Annotated in this window: 21 protein-coding genes; 10 read left to right on the top strand and 11 right to left on the bottom strand. The window is 41.7% G+C overall.

Annotated features, from left to right (window positions below; translation table 11 throughout):
* On the bottom strand, positions 1-1,038 hold a 1,038-nt coding region (locus tag PHF18_RS07350), incomplete at its 3' end, for a hypothetical protein (protein ID WP_300100486.1).
* A 485-nt stretch (positions 1,039-1,523) separates the two neighbouring features.
* Here PHF18_RS07350 and PHF18_RS07345 point away from each other — a divergent pair.
* On the top strand, positions 1,524-2,843 hold the full coding sequence (locus PHF18_RS07345) for a cobyrinate a,c-diamide synthase (RefSeq protein WP_300100483.1): 1,320 nt from the start codon (positions 1,524-1,526) through the stop codon (positions 2,841-2,843).
* Positions 2,844-2,937: 94 nt separating this feature from the next.
* Here PHF18_RS07345 and priL read toward each other — a convergent pair whose 3' ends face one another.
* From priL to PHF18_RS07325, 4 genes are all read right to left on the bottom strand, one after another.
* Positions 2,938-4,062, bottom strand: coding sequence for a DNA primase regulatory subunit PriL (gene priL, locus PHF18_RS07340; RefSeq protein WP_300100480.1), 1,125 nt, complete (start codon positions 4,060-4,062; stop codon positions 2,938-2,940).
* Positions 4,063-4,068: 6 nt separating this feature from the next.
* On the bottom strand, positions 4,069-4,806 hold the full coding sequence (locus PHF18_RS07335) for a DNA polymerase sliding clamp (protein ID WP_300100477.1): 738 nt from the start codon (positions 4,804-4,806) through the stop codon (positions 4,069-4,071).
* 586 nt (positions 4,807-5,392) lie between these two features.
* Positions 5,393-5,707, bottom strand: a complete 315-nt coding sequence (locus tag PHF18_RS07330; RefSeq protein WP_048132015.1) for a transcription factor S — start codon at positions 5,705-5,707, stop codon at positions 5,393-5,395.
* A complete protein-coding gene (locus PHF18_RS07325) occupies positions 5,667-6,101 on the bottom strand; it encodes an NUDIX hydrolase (protein WP_300100463.1) in 435 nt (144 codons plus the stop codon). Before PHF18_RS07325 ends, PHF18_RS07330 begins: the two co-directional genes overlap by 41 nt.
* Positions 6,102-6,957: 856 nt before the next feature.
* Between PHF18_RS07325 and artA the strand changes: the two genes are divergently transcribed.
* From artA to PHF18_RS07305, 4 genes are all read left to right on the top strand, one after another.
* Positions 6,958-7,827 (top strand): archaeosortase A, encoded by an 870-nt coding sequence (artA, locus tag PHF18_RS07320; RefSeq protein WP_300100460.1) that lies wholly within the window; start codon positions 6,958-6,960, stop codon positions 7,825-7,827.
* Between the two features lie 5 nt (positions 7,828-7,832).
* The gene (locus tag PHF18_RS07315) at positions 7,833-8,459 is read left to right on the top strand and encodes a phosphatidylserine decarboxylase (RefSeq protein WP_300100457.1); all 627 of its coding nucleotides are present in this window, start codon (positions 7,833-7,835) and stop codon (positions 8,457-8,459) included.
* A gap of 2 nt (positions 8,460-8,461) precedes the next feature.
* On the top strand, positions 8,462-9,205 hold the full coding sequence (locus tag PHF18_RS07310; protein WP_300100454.1) for an archaetidylserine synthase: 744 nt from the start codon (positions 8,462-8,464) through the stop codon (positions 9,203-9,205).
* Between the two features lie 106 nt (positions 9,206-9,311).
* Positions 9,312-9,668 carry a dihydroneopterin aldolase family protein gene (locus PHF18_RS07305; protein WP_300100451.1) on the top strand — a complete coding sequence of 119 codons (357 nt, stop codon included), beginning with the start codon at positions 9,312-9,314 and terminating at the stop codon, positions 9,666-9,668.
* 91 nt (positions 9,669-9,759) lie between these two features.
* Here PHF18_RS07305 and hisC read toward each other — a convergent pair whose 3' ends face one another.
* From hisC to PHF18_RS07280, 5 genes are all read right to left on the bottom strand, one after another.
* A complete protein-coding gene (gene hisC, locus PHF18_RS07300; RefSeq protein ID WP_300100449.1) occupies positions 9,760-10,860 on the bottom strand; it encodes a histidinol-phosphate transaminase in 1,101 nt (366 codons plus the stop codon).
* Positions 10,841-12,028, bottom strand: a complete 1,188-nt coding sequence (locus tag PHF18_RS07295; RefSeq protein ID WP_300100446.1) for an acetylornithine transaminase — start codon at positions 12,026-12,028, stop codon at positions 10,841-10,843. The genes hisC and PHF18_RS07295 overlap by 20 nt, the downstream gene beginning before the upstream one ends.
* Positions 12,029-12,374: 346 nt before the next feature.
* Positions 12,375-12,581, bottom strand: a complete 207-nt coding sequence (locus tag PHF18_RS07290; protein ID WP_300100443.1) for a hypothetical protein — start codon at positions 12,579-12,581, stop codon at positions 12,375-12,377.
* Positions 12,556-13,551, bottom strand: coding sequence for a polymer-forming cytoskeletal protein (locus tag PHF18_RS07285; RefSeq protein WP_300100440.1), 996 nt, complete (start codon positions 13,549-13,551; stop codon positions 12,556-12,558). The genes PHF18_RS07290 and PHF18_RS07285 overlap by 26 nt, the downstream gene beginning before the upstream one ends.
* A gap of 534 nt (positions 13,552-14,085) precedes the next feature.
* Positions 14,086-14,568, bottom strand: a complete 483-nt coding sequence (locus PHF18_RS07280) for a PUA domain-containing protein (RefSeq protein WP_300100437.1) — start codon at positions 14,566-14,568, stop codon at positions 14,086-14,088.
* Positions 14,569-14,921: 353 nt separating this feature from the next.
* Here PHF18_RS07280 and PHF18_RS07275 point away from each other — a divergent pair, with 353 nt between their 5' ends.
* The 4 genes from PHF18_RS07275 to PHF18_RS07260 all read left to right on the top strand — a co-directional run bounded on the left by PHF18_RS07275 (position 14,922) and on the right by PHF18_RS07260 (position 19,447).
* Positions 14,922-16,028: a hypothetical protein gene (locus PHF18_RS07275; RefSeq protein WP_300100434.1), complete on the top strand. Its 1,107-nt coding sequence runs from the start codon at positions 14,922-14,924 to the stop codon at positions 16,026-16,028.
* A gap of 201 nt (positions 16,029-16,229) precedes the next feature.
* Positions 16,230-17,282 carry a hypothetical protein gene (locus tag PHF18_RS07270; RefSeq protein WP_300100431.1) on the top strand — a complete coding sequence of 351 codons (1,053 nt, stop codon included), beginning with the start codon at positions 16,230-16,232 and terminating at the stop codon, positions 17,280-17,282.
* A 411-nt stretch (positions 17,283-17,693) separates the two neighbouring features.
* Complete coding sequence (locus PHF18_RS07265; RefSeq protein ID WP_300100428.1) at positions 17,694-18,827, top strand: hypothetical protein; 1,134 nt, start codon at positions 17,694-17,696, stop codon at positions 18,825-18,827.
* A 53-nt stretch (positions 18,828-18,880) separates the two neighbouring features.
* Positions 18,881-19,447 (top strand): hypothetical protein, encoded by a 567-nt coding sequence (locus tag PHF18_RS07260; protein ID WP_300100425.1) that lies wholly within the window; start codon positions 18,881-18,883, stop codon positions 19,445-19,447.
* Between the two features lie 141 nt (positions 19,448-19,588).
* Here the strand turns inward: PHF18_RS07260 and PHF18_RS07255 are convergent, their stop codons facing one another.
* Positions 19,589-19,891 (bottom strand): DUF1894 domain-containing protein, encoded by a 303-nt coding sequence (locus PHF18_RS07255; RefSeq protein WP_300100422.1) that lies wholly within the window; start codon positions 19,889-19,891, stop codon positions 19,589-19,591.
* Positions 19,892-20,341: 450 nt separating this feature from the next.
* Here PHF18_RS07255 and PHF18_RS07250 point away from each other — a divergent pair.
* The coding region (locus PHF18_RS07250; RefSeq protein ID WP_367279165.1) for a DUF1890 family protein at positions 20,342-20,478 on the top strand (137 nt) is incomplete at its 3' end.

Genomic DNA, 20,478 nt, shown 5'->3' with positions numbered 1-20,478 from the left:
TTCTGCAGTTTTGTCACAGGTAGTTTCTGTTGCTTTGCCACAGCTTTCTACTGAAGTTGCTGTATTGTCACAGCTTTTTACTGTAGCTGCTGTAGTTTCTGTATTGTCACAGCTTTTTACTGTAGTTGCTGCAGTTGCTGCATTGTCACAGCCTTCTGCTGCTTTAGTTTCTGTATTATCACAGCTTTTTACTGTAGTTGCTGTAGTTGCTGTATTGTCACAGCTTTTTACTGTAGTTGCTGTAGTTGCTGTATTGTCACAGCTTTTTACTGTAGTTGCTGTAGTTGCTGTAGTTGCTGTATTGTCACAGGTAGTTTCTGTTGCTTTACAGCTTTCTACTGAAGTTGCTTCATTGTCATCAGAGTTTGCCTGTCCACAGTCTGCAATAGAATCGCAGTCACATGAGTCACATTCACAGTTTGCCTGATTACAGTCTGCAATAGATTCACAGTCACATGAATTACAGTTTGCCTGTTCACAGTCTGCAATAGAATCGCAGTCACATGAGTCACATTCACAGTTTGCCTGATTACAGTCTGCAATAGATTCACAGTCACATGAATTACAGTTTGCCTGATTACAGTCTGCAATAGAATCGCAGTCGCATGAATCACATTCACAGTTTGCCTGATTACAGTCTGCAATAGATTCACAGTCACATGAATTACAGTTTGCCTGTTCACAGTCTGCAATAGAATCGCAGTCGCATGAATCACATTCACAGTTTGCCTGATTACAGTCTGCAATAGATTCACAGTCACATGAATTACAGTTTGCCTGTTCACAGTCTGCAATAGAATCGCAGTCGCATGAATCGCAGTCACAGTTTGCCTTATCACAGTCTGCAATAGATTCACAGTCACATGAATCACAACTTGCCTGTCCACAATTTGCAAGAGTGTCACAGGAAGCTGTAGAGTCTGCAGATGTTGTAAGAGCATTACAGGAAACTGCCCCTGCAGTAATTAAACTTGACATCATTATTATAATAGAGGCACATGCCAGAATTTTTATAATTGGTTTTTCACTGAAGTGCATTTTTTTCCTCCAATTGTTCCTACGATTTGTCTGATCTTGCTCTTTTTATCGGAGAAGATCTGGAACGTAAAAGTATCGGCACAATTAAAACATATAACAATACTTACACTAAATGCCCGAAACCAGGAGAAAAAAGCGTATTTAAGCCTTCCTAACGAAAAATAGAGCCGGAAAAATACATTTAACACTTGATTATGCTATTTAATCCGGTAAAATTATATCTAAAACTTTATAATGCTTTATTTTATATTATAATGGTTCATAAGAGGTTGAATTAAAGTTAATTAATGCAGTACAAATGTTGATATTAATTGATTCTGTTTTTATCCTAATTTCTCCTGCAGAATATGATTTTTTGTGCAAACAGTGTGAATTTCGCAAAAATTTGTTTCATTGTTTGCATTTCTTTCTTGAAAATGGCATAAAGAGTTCAAAACAGCTTGATTAATAACCTTATATATATTAATTTATACAATAGTTATCAAATGACAAAAGGAATACTTATAGCAGGAACCCATAGCGGAGTTGGAAAAACCACAGTCTCCATGGGTATTATGGCTGCCCTTAAGCACAGGCAACTAAGAGTCCAGCCTTATAAGGTAGGGCCGGATTACATTGACCCTTCCCACCACACAGCTATCTGCGGGCGTTCTTCCAGGAATCTGGACACCTACATGATGGGCACGGAAGGGGTAAGGCAGACCGTTGCCCGTACGTCTGCAGACGCTGACATTGCTGTCGTTGAAGGTGTCATGGGGCTCTTTGATGGGATTGACTCTACGGAAATTGCAAGCTCGGCACATGTCGCAAAGACTCTGGATATTCCGGTTATTCTGGTTATCAATGTCCACGGCATGTCAAGAAGTGCCGCAGCTATCCTGAAAGGCTATTCCGAATTCGATCCGGAAGTCAGGATTGCAGGCGTTATCCTGAATCAGGTAGGCAGCCCTCGCCACGCAGAACTTGTAAAGAATGCGCTTCCGGGCAACATTCCTGTTATCGGCACAATTCCCCGAAGGAAAGAAATTGAGGTCCCTTCAAGGCACCTGGGGCTCTACATGGCGCATGAAAAGGACTACAACACTGTGGAAATGGCAGCGTTTATTGAAGAAAATGTTGACCTTGATGCGGTGCTTGAACTTGCAGAGCCCTGTTCGGTTCCGGAAGCTGAGGTAATCCAGAAACCGGGGACAGACCTCAGGATCGGAGTTGCCTGGGACCCGGCTTTCTGTTTCTACTACCAGGATATGTTCGATTCCTTCAGGAACTGCGGAGCAGAAGTCGTATTTTTCAGCCCCATGGCAGGTGACGTTCCGGATGTAGACGGAATTTACCTTGGGGGCGGCTACCCCGAGCTCTACGCAGAAGTCCTTGAAAGTTCAGAAACTACCCGGAAACTCAAAGGGCTTGCAGCTGATGGTCTGCCTATCTATGCAGAATGCGGTGGCCTGCTCTATCTCTGCGGGACCTATGAAGTTGATGACAGGACTTATAAACTGGCTGATGTTGTGCCTGCAAATACCCGCATGACAAACCGTCTGAAAGCTCTCGGATATACCGAAGCCCGTCCTCTTGACAAAAACTTCTCTTCCCACAATATCAGGGGGCATGAGTTCCATTACTCCATCACGGAATGCGACAGAGATGCCAGGTTTGCATACGAAATGATCCGTGGAAAAGGCATACAGGACGGTTTTGACGGGCTTGTGGAACACAATACCCTTGCAGGATACATGCACTCTCATCCTGCCAGCTTCCCGGTAGATAAGTTCGTGGGAAAATGCAGGGAATACAGAAGGAGATAATAGATAAGGAGCAGAACAGTCGGCAATGAAACACTACAGAAGAAAATAGCGAAAAAGAAGATGACTTTTGGGAAACCGGGGCGTTAAAGTTATTTCAGGTTTTTCCCTTTTCTTTTTCTTGCTCTTTCCTGCTCTTTTCCTTTTCCTTTTCTACTTCATTTTTCTCTTCATTTTCTTTTTCTTTTTCTTTTTCCTGCTCTTTTTCTTTGTCCCTGTTTTTGAAGTAGACTTTCTTCTCGTAATACCCCAGGGGGTGGCTGATCGTTGCGCAGAGCCCATCCTTTCCCACGCAGTTGCCGTAGGTCCTCATCGTGTCGCAGGCAGGGGGTTTGTATACGTTGCCTGTAGCGCCTGCGATGTGTTCGATCTGGTAGAGGGTTTTTTCCGCATCAAAATCAGGAGAGACGTTGAAAAGGTTCAGGATTTCTTCTACTGACATTCCTACACTCAGCAGGAAAGATGTCATGGCAAAGCGCATCGAATGGGCAAGGTTAACTCCTCCCTGTACATTTGCAAGCGCATGGGCAATGCAGGGAGGAAAGAGGTCGGGCTCAACAGCCCCAAAGTCAGTAGCTCCGAAATTCTTTTTCTGGACCTCAAACTGTTCCTTTATCTCGGAAACATAGGGGGAACAGAAGCTTGAGACTTCGGGAGGGATTTCCGGGATAGGAAAGGACTGTTCGATTCTTTCCCTGACTGCTTCTTCAAGAAGCCTTGCAAATTCTTCCTTTGTTATTTTTATCTTGCCTGCCCTGAGCTGGCGGTTTGTCAGTTTCCATGTGGGGTCTTTGAGGGAATTTGAAAAGCGGATATAGTCCGTAAAATGCATACTGAAATAGGAGTCCCTGAAATCTGCCGAGATTTCAAAGTCTTCCCCGAATTCGAGCAAAAATTCCGGGGTTTCGGTTCTCAAAAAAGTATATGCAGCCTTGGCTTCTGCCAGGGAATAGCGCCGGGTAAATAGTTGGTCATCCACGCAGGCAACCAGCATCCTGGCAAAGGGGTAGGAAAGGAGTTCCGAGAGCACCTGGGTTTCCCCTGATACAGGGGATTTTTTAATTTCTCCTTCAAGAGCTTCTTTTACCCTTTCTATTCCACGGGCTCTTGCAGCCCTGTAAGCCCGCGAATTTAGCAGGCTTTCCAGGGAAATTCCCAGGTTTTCAACATGGGCAGATGCTTCTGAAATAAATGGGTAATATGCAAGTTTTTCGGCCTGCATGCCACCTTAGTCTGATTCTATTCTTGGAGCCAGGAGATAGGATATTCTTCCTGCACCGTTTGCAATTTCAAAGTCGATCAGGACAGGGAAATCTCTGCCCAGAGAGAGAGTAACCTCATTTACTTTGTTTGTGGGCTTGACTATATCTGTCAGGTAATCCAGGGAAAAGAGAGAACAGGCTTCTCCTGCTTTCAGGTCGATTAGCTGGTCTCTGCCCATCTCCAGGCGGACTTTGTCGGTATCTCCCTTTGCTTCCATAAAGAAAGTCTCGCCAGAAACTCCCATGAGCATATGGTCGCTTATCTTTTCTGCGGCTTTTACGGCACGCCTGAGGTCTGCACCATTCAGGACAACTTTGGCAGGCAGATCGAGTTGGGGAACCCTGGGTTCTGCACGGATTGTTGAAGGGTCCAGAAGAGACAGAGTATAGGACAGCCCTCCTACGTCAATCAGGAGTTTATTGCTTCCTTCTTCAAGTTCCATCCGGACCGTATCGCTTTTATCCGCAATTCCCAGAAGGTCGGTAATCTTATTCAGGTCAATTCCTATCTCACACTCATCAGCGCTGTATTCATCAAAAGCCGATGATCCAAGCTCAAAAATTCCCATTGCAACGTTGGCAGGATCAACTGCTTTTACCGAAATACCTTCGGGTTTAATTTTGAATCTAACCTCATCTACAATTACAGCCAGTGCGGCAATCGCGTCTTTCAGAAGCTCTGCATTAATTGCTGCCTTGAACATGATTCTTCTCCATTAAATAAATTTAAGTTTTAAACTCCTTAATCTTATCCCTGGATATATAAATTTCCTTTCAATTTGGAATTTTCTATCCTTTTGAGGAAAATTTTCTGAATCGGAATAAGTAGCCATATATGAAATCGGAATAAGTAGCCATATCTGGAATCGGGATAACCTATTAGATTCAAAGTCCCGGCAACTATATAAATCTTGGTCAGAAAATCCGGAAGCTTTATAAAACCTCAGCAGGAAACCCTTGAGTTTAGATCAGGGGTAGGTGAACTTTGCCTGATACATAATAGAAATTCTGACCTGAAAGCTCGTTTTCCAAAAGTCTATGCTACATATGTATATTTTTGACACTCCCTGATTAATTGGCTGGTATTATTCCAAAATAACCTCTGAAATACGCGTTCTTTCTTTCCACGCACCGTGTAAAGCTTGAGATCACCTGCGTACCGTAGATCTAAACGAACTCAATAGCCGGGCTGAAAGCTCTAATACCAAAATATCAACCATGTAGCAGGAACCGACCACATTTTTAGAAGTACGTTTTTAAGAAGGGTTCAGAAGGAAAAGGTTGTGGAATTTAGTCGTATTCTCTCCAGGTAAACCCGCACTTCGTACACTTGAGGAAACGGGTTTCTGACTCGTCTGCAGACCTAAGCTGTCTGAGCCACCAGGCTGCGGTATTGTTCCCGCACTCCGGACACTTTACACTCGTTGTTGGCAGGCCTGAAGTCTGTTCACCTTCGAGTACCACTACTTCATGATCGTCAATCTTGGCTTTAGAGACGAAATTCTTTTCGTTATTTTCAATCGGTATTATGTTCCCACACTTTCTGCACTGGTAGTTACCATCTTTAGGAAACATCATACTTTTGCATTTGGTACAGAACTGCATTAATATCACTTTTTGCGTCATTTATCATTTTATTATGGTCAAAAGCCAGCTCAGGAATTGAATCAAGTTCAAAAAGTTCAACGGCATCAGCGTCAGAACCTGATTTTAAATCTCCGTCTCCTTTTGTAAGGTAGCACACTGAGACCGTATGTCTCCTGGGGTCGCGTTCAGGGTCGGAATATACACCGATAAGTTTGAGAATCTCTACAGAAAGGCCAGTTTCTTCAAAAGCTTCCCTTGAAGCTGCTTTTTCTGTACTTTCCCCTATTTCGACGAAGCCGCCAGGAAGGGCAAAATGTCCCTCATATGGAGGGTATTTTCTCTTCACCAGAACAAGCTTGTTTTTAAAGAGAATTACAGCGTCAACGGTTAGGCTGGGGTTATTATGTTTCATAAAAAGCCTTTGTAGTTAAGTTTCCGTGAGATCTTTATCTCTACCAATTTCCTTTCCTGAGTAGCTTTTTCTGGCGTTTCGCCAGGTGAAATAATATATTATTATTGTGCATATTGTAAAAACTCGTCATCATATTTCAATTATTCTTCTCACTTTTTTATTCTTCTTTATTCTTTTTGAGTTGTTCTCAGGTTCTCTGTGCTATGAGTCGAGTTTCACATCAAGCAAAAAAGCCACTTACGCAGTAGTCTTTATTAAATGTTTCTCTTTTATATATGATCAATACGTTCTCTTTCTATTTTTTTAGAACCTTTTACTCTGCACAATTTTTCTTATAAATCAAATGCTTTACAATCCGTTATTTTTCTATAATATAATTTCGTTATCTATCTACAATATAATTTCGTTATCTATCTACAGGGCTCTTAATATCATCAAATGCCTGACTGCAGAATGATCTGGGCAGGTATTTATATATTTAGAGTTAGGTCAGATGCCTTATCCACAATGTTTTATATTACCTTATCCGAAACTGTCTACATTATTCTCATCATTATACTGGGACTGCCTCATCTGGTCGATATTAACTTTCAGGCATGTATCTGCCAGTGCCCTGTCATGTATCAATCAGGAGGTAATAATTCTCAAAACTGTAAATTCGTTATATCATAAAGTAAAATCCATAACCTTTGAATTCCATAATATTTATGGCTATGAAAACTTTAAGTCCATTGTAGAAGCTCTATGGAAATCTATTAATTATTTTAGAGGATTTCATGTTCTACTTTCCAAAAACTTCAGTGTTTGCTCGAGATTTTCCAATAGTCTTCATCCCGGGCAAAAAGGTGCGTGAAAAATGATAGAAAGTGTTCTCTGGCTCGCAGTTGGGTTAATGATTGCGTCATCCGTTATCCCCAGAACCTTAAGAGTGCATAAACTGATTGGGGGTATAGGATGGGGTGTTTTTTCCATCCACTGGGGTTACCAGCCTCTTCATTACGTCGAGATTCTGGACTATGCCAATGCGGTCCTTACATTTGTATTTGCCCTATTCTGCTTACTTGTGGCATATATCATGTTTCGGGAGTACAGGGAAGGTCCCCGTATTATTAAAAATAATAGAGAAATGATACACTCGGAAGTTTCAACTCAGATTGAGAAAGATTCCCTTGACATAACTTCAATGCTTACAAGTGCAAGTTCTCTTGGTGCTCTTGTTTATTTCCCATTTGCAAATTTCTCTTCCCTGAATACCTGGATTATTGGAAACGTTACCTCACAGGTTGTCTGGGTTCTTCAGTACTTTGAGATCCCGGCATACCTGAAAGCCTGGAATATGATATCCCTTAACGGGTATACGGTTGAGATTATCCTTGCTTGTACCGCAATTGAAAGCATTGCTCTTTTTATGGGGCTAATAGCTGCGGCCAGGGCTCCTCTTAATCGTCTGATCATGGCTTTCATCGTATCCGTACCTGTGATTTATGTGCTTAACCTTATCAGGGATATTTTTGTGGTTGTAGCTTATGGAGAACAGTGGTTTGGTGCTGATAGTTTCATAATTGCCCATAACTACATTGCGAAGGCAGGGTCAGGGATCGCTCTCTTTATAATTTCATATGCAGTACTTAAGATTCTGCCTGAATTGCTTGGAATGATTGATGGCCTCTGGGCCATACTTTCCGAAGAATTGAAATATCTGTTGCATAGATTTGCTAGGGACTGAGATCAATGATCGCAAAAGGATCTGAACCCTGGCTTTTTACAGCTGCATCTGTAACTGCCCTGTTTGCAATCTTCTCCAGGGCAACGGATAGTTTACCCTTCCTTAATCATGCAGTTCATATGGGGATGGCATTAACTTTCTTTATGGTTATCTTTTTCAGGGACCCCGAAAGAAAGGTAACAATCTCTGACGCTTATATGATCTCTCCTGCCGATGGTACGATTATCGACATCAGAGATAGGAAAATCTGCATTTTTATGTTTCTTCAGAATGTACATGTGAACAGAGCTCCGATTTCCGGAAGAATCAGGGAAATTACCTACAAGAAAGGTGGTTATCTCCCGGCTTTTTGTAAGGATTCGGAAAGGAATGAAAGAAACGAGTTCATTATCGATAGCAAGTACGGGGATGTACAGGTCACACAGATTGCAGGCATCGTCGCTCGCAGGATTGTCACATATTCCGGTGTGAATGAAGTTGTCGAACAGGGACAACGTATCGGAATGATCCGTTTTGGATCAAGAGTCGATGTAACGATTCCTCATGATTTTGACATTACAGTTTGTAAAGGGGAGCGGGTTCTTGCAGGCAAGACCGTTATAGCAACAATAAAAAATGACAGGGATATTTGAATATGAACGTATTTCAAATGTTAAAACTCCCGGACCTGGTCTCTCTTTTGAACCTGATCTGCGGGATTGGCGCCATTGCAGTAGCTGCTCAAGGGGACTCTTTTGGCTTTGCTTTGATATTACTCTTGATTGCGGCAGTTGCAGATGGGGCAGATGGATACATTGCCCGCAGATTCAAAGGGGGAGAACTTGGGGAGCAACTTGACTCCCTGGCAGATACAGTCTCTTTTGGGGTTGCTCCTGCTCTTCTCATATTCCTGGAATTCGGAGAAAATGAACCTCTGGTTGCGATATTTGCAGTTTTTTATGCTGTATGTGGTGTGCTCAGGCTCGCCCGTTTCAATTCCACGACATCTACCCCGAAGATCGGATTTGAAGGGCTTCCTATCACAGCAGGCTGCATTATGCTTGTTACGTACCTTTTGCTTGGCAAAAGTATCGTAGGGTTAGACGTCCTGCTGGCTCTGACTCTTGCACTCTCTATCCTTATGGTGAGTACCGTAAATTATCCGAAAATCAGGAATATCAAAGTCCTGGCTTTTGTAGCTTCTGTTTTCGGGATAACTGTTTTCCTGTACTTTATTGATGTTCAGTATATGCGGCTTTTTTCTTTCCTGCCCTTTATCCTGATGCTCATTTACCTGTTTTCTCCTTTCTTGAAGGTCCCTCTGATTAGTACTGTTGGTAGTAAAGATTATGGGAACAAAAAGGGACTGAAAGCCGGAGGGAGGAAAGAAAAGCATTAAGGTCAGTTCAAAAACTACTATAAAGACTAATGTAAAGACACTGTAAAGTCAGTTCAAAGACTACTATAATTTCTCGCTGCACATTAATTATTAAGGAGAAGTTTATTTGACCGGAAACAAAATAACCGATAGAGATAACGCACTCTTCGAAGCAGGAATAAAACTGGGAGCTCTCTACCATCAATTTACGGGCTCTCCAGTAAACCTGATAACGGTTTCAAGCCTTGAGCAGGCTATTCAGGAAAGCATTTCAGTTCAGCCTTTTGTGGAAAGCATTTCCGTGAAAATCAACCGGGACCTCTTAAAAAGTAAGTTAAACAGTGAGTTCGGATACACTGAACTTCAGGGGCCTATGCTTGAAGTTAAAATCACTGTAAAATACGGCTCTTCACGGGTGAAAGTCGCAATGGAATTCGATTCTGAATTGAATTATCCATTGATGAAAATTAAAGATATCGAATAAAATTAAGGATCAAATAAAATTAAAAAATCGAATAAATTAGGAATTTGAATACCCTAAAAAATTAAATATTTAATCAAAGAATCAGGGGTTTTTAAACCTCTGTTTTTGAAATTTCAAAAGCCCTGACTACCTTTTCATTCTGTTCAGGGGTACCGACTGTTACCCTGATAAGGGAATCTCCAGCTTCCCTGAAAGAATCACATGAGCGCACGATTATTCCTTTTTTCATCAGGCTTTCCGTGATCTTTTTTGATTTCAAAGGAGTAACATCCACGAGTACGAAGTTTGCCTGTGAAGGATAAACCGTAAATGGAATGTTTTTTCTCAGATATTCCCTGCCTTCCCTTGCAAGATTTATGCTTTTATTCAGGTGGTCTGCATCCGAAAGTGCGGCTACTCCTGCCTTTAAAGCCGGGAGGCTTACAGAAAACGGGGTGGCTGCCCTTGAATACTCTTTTACAAGCCATTCAGGCATTATCCCGTAGCCCAGGCGCAGCCCCGCAAGCCCGAATACCTTGGAGAAGGTCCTTCCGACTACGAGGTTGTCATATTCCCTTAAAAGCTCTGCAAGGTTCCTGTCTGCAAATTCAACATATGCTTCGTCCACAAACACAAGGGCACGGGTATTTTCAACTATTTTCCTCAGGTCGGCTTCGGGAAGGAGGTTGCCTGAAGGATTGTTTGGGGAGCAGAGGAAAATAATCTTTGTCCTGGAAGATATGGCTTCAAGGACCTTTTCAGGGTCCAGGGAAAAGTCGGGGTTCCTTTTGACAAATACCGGTTTTCCCCCGCAGGCTCTGGCAGGCAGTTCGTAATAGGCAAAGGTCGGGGTAGGGACAATAACCTCATCTCCCTTTTCAATGATTATCCTGCAAAGCCCATCAAGAAGCCCGTCCATTCCTGGCCCTGAGGCGACAATGTTCGATACCGGAAAACCTGTGTATCTGGAGAGGGCTTCTCTCAGTTCCCGGGCATCGGCTGAAGGGTAGATATTTGCTCCGGGAGCTGCCTCTATGAGAGCCCGGACAGCTTTCGGGGAGGGTCCCAGAGGGTTTTCGTTTGAGCTCAGTTTGATAATCGAGGCTGGATCAAGCCCGTAGGCTAAAGCTATCTCTTCTGTGGACTTTCCGGGAACGTACTCTGCAATATCAAATATTTCCTTTTTTATCAGTTCAGGCCTGCTCAAGAACATCAACTACCGTATCTATCTGCTCTTTTGTAATCACAAGTGGAGGGACAAGGCGGAGTACTGAGTCCGAGGTGCAGTTTAGAAGCACGCCGTGTTCCCTTGCAAAGTCAACAAATTTGCCGCAGGGGTACTTAATCTCAACTCCTATCATAAGCCCTTTCCCGCGAACTTCTAAAATGTCATCCCTTGCCATGTCGGTGAGCTTTTCCACAAAATAAGCTCCCATTTCCTTTGAGCGCTCCAGAAGTTTTTCTTCTTTAATCACTTTAATCGCAGCAAGAGCTGCCGCACAGACAAGAGGTCCTCCTCCAAAGGTGGAAGCATGCTGTCCGCGCCCGAAACTGAGCCCACTGCGGGCTGCAATGGCACCCATTGGGAGCCCTCCTCCTAAGGCTTTTGCCATACTCAGAATGTCAGGCTCGACTCCGAACTGCTCTTTGCAGAACCAGGTTCCCGTCCTTCCAAAACCTGTTTGCACTTCATCAAAGATCAGGAGAGTGCCGGTCTCATCACAGATTTCCCTTACTTCTTTTAAGTATTCGGGACCCGGTATGTTCACCCCGCCTTCCCCCTGAATGGGTTCAAGGATCACTGCTGCGGTATTTTCAGTAATTGCATGCCTGATAGCGTTGGCATCGGAATATGGGACAAAAATAGTTTCTGAACTAACCGGCGGCATGAAAGGGTCCCTGTACATGCTTTTGTGGGTCACGCTGAGAGCTCCTATAGTCCTGCCGTGGAAGGAATGTTCAGCTGCTACAAAGGCGTTTTTTCCCGAAACCACGCGAGCCAGTTTCATTGCAGCTTCTACGGATTCAGCTCCAGAGTTGCAGAAAAATACGCGCTCCATACCTGTAATCGAGGCAAGGGTTTCCGCAAGTTCTGCCTGGATTTCGGTATAATAGATATTGGAAACGTGAATAAGTTTCTCTGCCTGTTCCTGGATTGCTTTAACAACTGTCGGGTGGCAGTGCCCTACATTGTTTACCGCAATACCCGCCACGCAGTCGATATACTCTTTGCCGTACACATCCTGAACAACCGCTCCTTTACCTTTTGAAAGCACAAGGGGCTGGTGTCCATAGGTCTGCATTACATAATTTGAGTCTTTTTCTATAACGGAATTGTACCTTGCCTGCAGGTCGCCGGATTCAATAATATTTTCTGTCAAGTGAATTCCTTTCCTTAAATTTGTGATCGTAAGTTTATTTTAAAACTCGTTATCGAAATTTTTTCGTTGAGTTTAATTAGCGTTTCAGCTGTATTTAGTTTCCAATGTATTTCTTATCTTAATTGACTGCTGATTTCTAAAGACTTTATCTCTGGAGTTAGCAATTTCCTGATTAACTGATTTCTCAGTTTAAGTTTTTCCCCTCCCTTCGCCAAAAACCAGCTAATTCTCTGATTCCCTAAGAATCCTTGATTCCCTAAGAATCCTTGATTCCCTAAGAATATTACTGATTATTTGCTGTTCTCTCTGAAAAAAGAAAATTTTCTGCATTATTTTTTTCCATGTTTTATACTGAGAAATGTAAAACCTCTAAGTCTTTAGCTGAGGGGCAGTTCATGGAATTTTTCTGCATAAGAACAAAATCAGGATCCATAGAAATACTCAATATTTCAGGAGCATCCTGTCTTAAAATATTCTGAGCGGAGGGTTCTGGTTTCAGAAGCTTCGGACGTAAGCTGGAATTATTGTCAGCTCTGATGTTCTCCGGCTTCATGTCTCCTTCTTCTTAATCTTCTCACTCCTCCAGTGCGCCGGGTCCTCCCTAACGCCATGGTCCGGGCAGACATTCCTTCCCTGCCAGGTACAAAGCCATTTTTAGCTTTTGTATTTGTTTTAATGAGTGAGTCTATCTCAATTATACCCAGAGCTTTCAGAAGTCCATCCTGAGATACAGCTCCCTTTATTTCTCTTGGAATTACTTTCCCTAAAGCGTTGACATCTGCTAGAACTGGCTTTTCTCCAGCTTCCCGTAAGAAAGATACTCCCGACGGGGCCTTTATCGTGCCGTCCACCCTTGCGTTTTCATGGAGTAAGACGGATTCGGCTCTTATTTCCCCAAAGACTCTGGTGTTCCTGCCAATATGTACCTGTCCTTTTGAGGATAGATTCCCATAGATAGTACTGTTTTCTCCTATGGTTATATTTCCTTCCGAATTAACGCTCCCTTTGAAGGTCAGGTCTTTTCCGGTTTCGACAGATTGTGCTCTCAGGTTTCCTATAAGATAACAGTTGTTTCCGATAACCGCGTTTCCACCAACTTCAATGGCGTCAGGAGAGATTTTTGTGCCTGTGGGTATGATAAGTATTTTTTCAGCGGGCTCCCCATCAGATTCCAGGTCCTCTTCAGAGTCGTCAAAAAGCTCTTCAAGGGCTTTTTCTACTTCCTCTCCTTTTCCAAGGCGCATCATTTCCCTGATGTACAGAAGCAAAAATATGATTACAGGGACAGGGTTCCTGACAACGATCCAGCCTTTGGCTTCAAATCCGCCATTGATTTTGACTTCCTTTCCTACGTCCAGGTCCCCTTCTACGGTCAGTTTTCCATCAATGGTAACGAATTCTCCTAGATAGGCGTTTCTGCCGACTTCTACCCTGCCCCCCATTTTTGACCACATGTCAATCCTGGCATCAGAGTACGCCACCACGTCTCCGGAAACAGCAACTCCTTCTCCCATAATGATCATATCTCCAGATATGCTGTACTGGACGCTGGAGCGGTTGCCGATAATAACGTCTCCCTCAACTATAATCCTGTTTGTTTCTATTCTGGTATTATCGGGAACCAGAAGGTGTTTTAGGATCTGCTCGGGTTCTGAGATGTTTTCACTCTCCGGGGAAACTGTTTTCTGCTATCTGGTATAAGGTTTCAGATTGTGGTTTTTAAAACCGCGGTGCTGAAAACACAATTATTTATTTTGCGAGTAGTATTCATTCAAAAATAACTATCTATGATATATTCTTATCCATTTTTTCCGCCCATGCTGGCATTTTTGAGCAGTAAGGATAACACCTTATATATTATATTTAAATATATGAAAATTTGTATAAAAAGTAAACATACCTTTTTCTTTCTGGTATAATGTTTAAAATTTATTTTACTTTTTATTTTACTTATTTCCTTATGTGGCTTTTCTTGCTTATTTTTCTTTTCTTAATTCCATACTTTATGAAATTCTATATTTTATGATTTACTGGCTGCCTTTCCTAATTTTGAAGGTTTATTCTTCTTTTTTCGAAGCAGTTCCTACCCTTACATCTACAGCCGCTCCGCTGTCAAGAAATAGTAGCTCTGCAGGGGATAAGAGCAACTGCCCTGTTGCAAGCAGCCTGTCTGCTTTATCTGTAACAAGTACTTCCTCTCCTGCACGGAGTTCAGGGTCAATTTCAATTACATGCTTTGCAAAAGCCGTTTTGCCTGCCTCCACAAAAGGAGCTGCATCTTCCGAAACAACTACCCTGAGTCTTTTTCCGGGAAGAAGCCTGTGGACTACGGAAGCTCCTTCAATACTGAGCGTGAAAAAACCATCCTTTGCTCTGGACGTTGCAATTCTCTTACCTGAGTGAAAGACCTGTCGCACTCTTTTTGTTCGGGATAACTGGAACGTTGATCCGTCAGGGAAAAGCTCTTTTCCTATGCCTTTCCCGAATTGGTAATCCGCAATCATACGGACCCTCGAAAGTCTTTCTACATTGCAGTTCATGAGGCTAAATAATATATGCAGACCTTAAAGCCGTTCCGGTCATCCATACTTCCGAAAATAATCTTCCGGAAGATGTCCCAATTTATATCTTCTAAATGAAATAATAAATTATTTATATTTTGTATCTTTTAATTAGTAACTGACTGGAAGTGCAAATTTCGTACTAATGTTTATAAAAAAATAATTATTGCCTGATTCGAAGGAGATACATAAATGTCAACTACCCCTGGGCTAAACTCAGGGGTTTCCTGCTGGGGGTTTATGATTCTCAGGAACCTTCAGGTGCTTAAATCCTGCAGACGGAATCTCTCCAGCACCAACCACATTTTATAAAAGAAAACTCGAGGATTTTGTTGATTCGAAAAAACGTTTCTTTAGATGAAGCTCACCTCCGGAAACTCCAGCCTCTGCTGGAAAAAAATGGAGGAAATTTAAGCGCAGCTATACGGGAAGTAATTGATCTGGCCAGTCCTGACCCTGAAAGCCATGGAACTCCAGATGAGATAGCTGAAAACCTGAGAAAAAGGGAAAGTTTTCCTGAGATAAGGGAACAGCTTATTGAAAGTGGCGAATGTGTAATGATGAGCCAGAAGACTATGAAATGGCTTGTGAAAAGCAGCGCTGGCAAAATTATGGATGAGGATGTTGTTCACGAACTGCTTAATCCTTACCTACTCACTACAGTTTCCGAGTTAAATGAATTCCTTAACAGCAGCAGTAAAAGCATGGGCTGGAAAATAGAAGTCTCGTGTTCCTTCAAGGAAGAAGTCGAACCAGAATTCTTCACCATGGATTTCGTCGGTGGAGACAGGGACTGTCGTGAGCTTCTTGTAGGGGCAGTCTGCATCTTCCTTGCGCGCTGGATGAATTTTGACGTTGAGGCTGTACACCGGAAGTCCAATTCAATTACCATATACATGAAAAGTTTTGTTCGGCATGAACTGCAGGAAAAAGCTCCCGGCGTGAGTAAAAACTTTGGCTCCAAAGATCTCCTGTATAGGGAAATTGAACGAAAACCTGATTTCTGGGTAACGCTTGCAGAACTTTATAAAAAGTTCGATTACCAGAGGGTAAACCTGGATAAGGAATTTTTTGAAGCCCTTGTAGCAGGAAAGCTTCCTGACATTACAAAATATTTTGAGATTAAAGCCGACCGTCCTCTCCGTGAGATTCCTCTTTCGGAACTGCTCCCTCTTTTTAAATACCTTGTAGTTGCCTCCCAGCTAGTGGATGACGTGGAAATATGTGCCGAGCAAGGAAAAGAGCATATAAAAATCCGGCATGGTTATTCTGAAGAGAGCGTGGTTTTGACCCTGGTAAATATTTTTTCAAATGTGTTTAATTCTGGCTGGCACAATTTCAGTGTTAGTTACGTATCCAAACTCATAATGTTTGATTTCTCTCTTCCTGACACTTCAATACAAGATGATGTAAAAGTCTCTTCAAGTCTGGAGCTTTAACTTAGGGAGTGCAGAGGCACAGCGGGAAGTCCCCTTCCTCAAAAAATCATCCGATTTTTAGGGAGGGGTAGTTCACTCCAAAATAACAACTTATATATATGCGTTGATATTGTAAACTTGCCTTTAATCTTTAAGCTCATATTTTGCCTGCACTTCCAGGTCGTTTACTGAAAAACACTATTTATAAGGCAGGGATAACTTTTGATTCGCAAAAACGTTTCTATGGAAGACGAATACCTTCAGAAACTGCAGCCCTTCCTGGACAAAAATAATGGGAACCTGAGTGCTGCGATCAGGGATGCAATAGAGCTCGCAGATGCTGCTCTTCAGGGACATGGGTCAGTAGAAAACGCCCTGGAATATTTTACACAGGGTTCTACAAAGTATCCTGAAATTCGCAATAGTCTGATCGAGAGCGGAGAGGGCATATTGATTAGCCAGCTTTCATTCAGGTGGCTTATTGAAAATACCGATGGGATACTGGTAGATGATGAACTTGTAAGTGAACTTTTCAATCCGTATCAGATAAAGAGGGTTTCAGACCTCATGGAGTATCTCAATACACGTAGCCGAGATCTGGGCTGGGAAATTAAAGTTTCCATCAACACCTGTGAGGAGAATGAAACCAATGTGATAATGCTTGAAAACGGGGATCCCAGTTTAAGAGCTTTTCTTGGTGAGTTAATCTCTATTTTTCTCGGCCGCTATCTTAACATGGATGTTTCTTTTGTTCATCGGAAATCTAATTCAATCCGCATCTTTCTTAAGGAACACAGATCCGATCTGGATATTCCTCCTGGGATCAGAAAGAACTTTGGAACTCTTGACTATACTTTTAAAGAAATTAGAAGCAAGCCGGAATTCTGGATTTCTCTGGTGGAAAGATACAGGTTACAGAGATATCAGAGGATAAACCTTAACAAGGATGTCTTTGAATCGTTTCTTTCCGGGGAGATTCCTGATGTTTCAGGCTTTTTTGAGGCGTCGGCAGGCAAACCTATTCGGGAAATTCCGCTTTGCGAAATGTTTGGCATTTGTAAAAAATTAGTTTCTGTTACCCAGCTTGCAAGTGATGTTGAAAGGATAGTTGAGAGAGGAAAGACATATATAAAAATTCGCCATCAATTTTCCGAAGAAATTGCTATTGAAAAACTTGTAGAGCTTTTTTCAAAATTATTCCACACAGCAGGCCATATATTTGAGATCAAGACCGTATCAAATCTTGTTATTATCGAGTTCGTACACACCTGTTAATGTCTATCCTTCCTGTATTGTCGCGTCAATCCTCAAGGAGTGAACAATTCTGAATAGTTGTACCGATTTTATACGATATTTTACCGTTGACGCGACAACAGCCTTAGATATGAAATTTCTCTTCCTTCTTATCTTGCCAACACTATAAAAAATATGCGTCACTTGTTCGCGTAAACTGGACTCTTAGACTTTTGTTCTTTTTCTTATTTTTGTCTTATATGTTACTGTTTTCTTCTATTTTCTTTCTTGAACTCTAAATCTCCAATTATATACTCTTCTTTTTTCTTTCTAGCAAAAATCTTAATAAGTAGGAACTCCCATTTACTACTGATTTATATAAATGGAAAAGTGCGGGAACTAAGGAAAGTTCCAATTTCCTGTGCTTCCAAAAAGGGAAAAGAGGAAGTCCGCTTGATAGTCCGCAAAAACATTTCGATTGATCAATGCTATATAGACAAATTAAAGCCCTTTCTGGACAAAAACAATGGAAACTTAAGTGCCGCGATAAGGGATTCTATCGAAATCGCCTCTCAGGCTCTTGATGGAAAAAAGAATGAGAGGGGAGAAAATGACTCAAGTAATGCTTTAAAGAATGCCGAATCACGTAACCAAATGGTTGAAAAAGAAGAATTTCTGCTTATCCATCATACCATGCTTGAGTGGTTTATTAATAAAACCTCAGGTCTGCTTATTGAAGAATCGAATGTATATGAGTTAATAAACCCGTATACTATCAAAAAAATTCCTGAGTTTGTTAGTTACGTAAACGCCCTGAATGATAGAATGGGCTGGAAAATTAAAGTTGATGCTGAATGCACTGGAAGCCCGGAACCGGAAACTGCAATTCTGACCCTTTCAAACGGCAATTCCTATTTCAGGGAGGTAATTGCCCAAAGCTTTGCTCTCTATCTGTCAAAGCAGATGAAACTGGACGTACAGGGGCTGTTCAACAAGTCAAATGTAACTAAAATCTATTTTAAACGGGTTGAGTTCCTTGATTATGAAAAAATCCCAAAAGGATTTGAAGAACATTTCGGGGCAATGGAAGGCGCTTTCCGGGAGATTCAGAAAAGGCCGGAGTTCTGGAAAAATCTTATCAAGACCTACAGAGAGCAGAACTATCAGCGGCTCAGCATGAACAAAAAAGTTTTTGAAGCATTTGTCTCCGGAAATCTTCCTTCAGTTGACGACATGGCAAGAGAATTCGAATTGCTTGCAGGTAAACCCCAGGAAACTTTTACCCTTGCAGAACACATAATGATTTTTAAAGAACTTTACCTTACTGACAGTATAGGAAGTGATATTGAAGTATGTACTGAGAAAGGCAGCGAATGTATTAAATTGATTCATGATTTCACTGACAGAAAAGTTTGTGAATATCTCATACAGTACTACTCCAATATTTTCACATCAATTGGTTATCTTTTTACAGTCACTTCCAGTCCCCATATGATTGTTTTTGAATTCGGAAAAAATATGGGCATCAACCACTTCTCTGAATCCGGACTTGTGAATTCAAAGTATGAGCCTTCCTTTACACCATGAGTTTTTTAGCCTGCGGAGATAAATTCATATGTGGGTGTTTCCTATCCCTTTTCATGAGTGACGTAATTCTACTGTGGGACTGTCCTCTCCTCTTTGAAAAACTGTTTATTGAATATGGGCTTGAGTGCAGCCGAGTGCTCTCGACATCCCTTGGTACTCCTTATCTGCCTGCCTGTAAAATTCTTCTCCTGCCTACCGGTTTTGCAAATACGCAGTATACAAAAACAGGTGTCGGGCTTGAACGTGGTAAACGTTCCTTTGAAAAATTTGTGGCAAAAGGAGGGACTCTGCTGGTCTTCAGTCCTCTTGTCCCTGAATATGACTATGAATGGCTGCCCTTTTCTCTTAAGTACGTAATGGAAGAAAACCCCTGCACGCCTCAGCCGGTGGGTGAGCATGAAGCTCAGAAACTTATCGAAAACATTATTCCTCCTGCAGGATGTGACGGTTACTTTTCAGAAACCGATGCTGACGTTGTTCTTGAGGATGACAAAGGTAGACCTATCATGGTTGTAAAAGAAATCGGGGAAGGCATGATTGTTGCAACCACAATACACGAATTGCCTTCCGCCGGGTTCTTTGAGTGCAGGGCTGCATGTACGAAAAAAGTGAAAGTCTGAAAAGTGAAAGTTTCGCTCTGTATAATGTAACCTGAAACTAAAGAATGCAGGAAAATCCGCGTAAAAAAACTTGATAATAAACATAAAGAAGATTTTTAAGGGAAAGCAAACAGCTACAGATAATAGCTCTTTTGCCAGCCTTTATTTTATCTTCTTTACGTTTTTATCCTTTTTATACTGCTCTCTAAGTTTCTTGATTTCCTCTTCTTCATTTTTCATCCTGATTACAAAGAGACCGAAGCAGGGCTTTATGAATTGGAATAGAATGGCATTTCCTGAAAAACCAACAGGAATAGCTGTACCCAGAAGGAAAATACCTTTTATATCATACCCTCCTGGTACCAGGTACACCTCCTCCGAATGTTCCTTAATAAGGTTTTCACACTCTTTGAGGGTTGCATTTTTCAGGAGGATCTCATAGTCAAGTTCGCTTAAACATACCATTTTTGTACCTTTTATGATTTTTTTTTCTTTTAGATCAGACCAGAAAGATTCTGATGGTTGTAACTGCCTCAAATGGTCGCTACTTAAATATCTACAAATTAAAATAATGGGGGGATGATATATAGAGATAGTCCATTCTGAAAAGAGTAAAAGAGGGCTCTGTAGAAATCCTTAATTTAATCCAAATTATTTCTACAACCTCTTTGTTTATGGGAAGCTTGAACAGTTTTAGATGATCTCAACAGTTCACTACATGATAACATGAGAATGGTTAATCATACCTTAGAGGGATTGAAACTCGGCACTATGGGAAACATGTTTGAATTAAAACGTTGTCCTGGTTTCAAGGATTTCCACCGAAATCTCAATTGCAAAGGTTGGAATTCAGGATTAGCCATATCCCATTCTTATAAATAATATACATCAGATAAGATCCATCAGATAAAATATATGAGAGATGATGTTATGACCGGCGTAAAAGTGCTCCTCATGATGGGATGTCCAGAGGTCCCAATTCAAACCAGCATTGCTCTGTATCTTTCCCATAAGCTGACTAAATTGGGATTCGATGTAACCGTTGCCGGGAC

This window comes from Methanosarcina sp. (genome assembly GCF_028693135.1).
Classification (GTDB): Archaea; Halobacteriota; Methanosarcinia; order Methanosarcinales; family Methanosarcinaceae; genus Methanosarcina.
This window is presented reverse-complemented; position numbering and strand designations above follow the sequence as displayed.

Bases quoted from the DNA above. Each gene is read 5' to 3' on its own strand.
- PHF18_RS07345 (WP_300100483.1), top strand. From the start codon at position 1,524: ATGACAAAAGGAATACTTATAGCAGGAACCCATAGCGGAGTTGGAAAA.
- priL (WP_300100480.1), bottom strand. From the start codon at position 4,062: ATGCAGGCCGAAAAACTTGCATATTACCCATTTATTTCAGAAGCATCT.
- PHF18_RS07335 (WP_300100477.1), bottom strand. From the start codon at position 4,806: ATGTTCAAGGCAGCAATTAATGCAGAGCTTCTGAAAGACGCGATTGCC.
- PHF18_RS07330 (WP_048132015.1), bottom strand. From the start codon at position 5,707: ATGCAGTTCTGTACCAAATGCAAAAGTATGATGTTTCCTAAAGATGGT.
- PHF18_RS07325 (WP_300100463.1), bottom strand. From the start codon at position 6,101: ATGAAACATAATAACCCCAGCCTAACCGTTGACGCTGTAATTCTCTTT.
- artA (WP_300100460.1), top strand. From the start codon at position 6,958: ATGATAGAAAGTGTTCTCTGGCTCGCAGTTGGGTTAATGATTGCGTCA.
- PHF18_RS07315 (WP_300100457.1), top strand. From the start codon at position 7,833: ATGATCGCAAAAGGATCTGAACCCTGGCTTTTTACAGCTGCATCTGTA.
- PHF18_RS07310 (WP_300100454.1), top strand. From the start codon at position 8,462: ATGAACGTATTTCAAATGTTAAAACTCCCGGACCTGGTCTCTCTTTTG.
- hisC (WP_300100449.1), bottom strand. From the start codon at position 10,860: ATGTTCTTGAGCAGGCCTGAACTGATAAAAAAGGAAATATTTGATATT.
- PHF18_RS07290 (WP_300100443.1), bottom strand. From the start codon at position 12,581: ATGAAGCCGGAGAACATCAGAGCTGACAATAATTCCAGCTTACGTCCG.
- PHF18_RS07285 (WP_300100440.1), bottom strand. From the start codon at position 13,551: ATGATCATTATGGGAGAAGGAGTTGCTGTTTCCGGAGACGTGGTGGCG.
- PHF18_RS07280 (WP_300100437.1), bottom strand. From the start codon at position 14,568: ATGAACTGCAATGTAGAAAGACTTTCGAGGGTCCGTATGATTGCGGAT.
- PHF18_RS07260 (WP_300100425.1), top strand. From the start codon at position 18,881: ATGAGTGACGTAATTCTACTGTGGGACTGTCCTCTCCTCTTTGAAAAA.
- PHF18_RS07255 (WP_300100422.1), bottom strand. From the start codon at position 19,891: ATGGTATGTTTAAGCGAACTTGACTATGAGATCCTCCTGAAAAATGCA.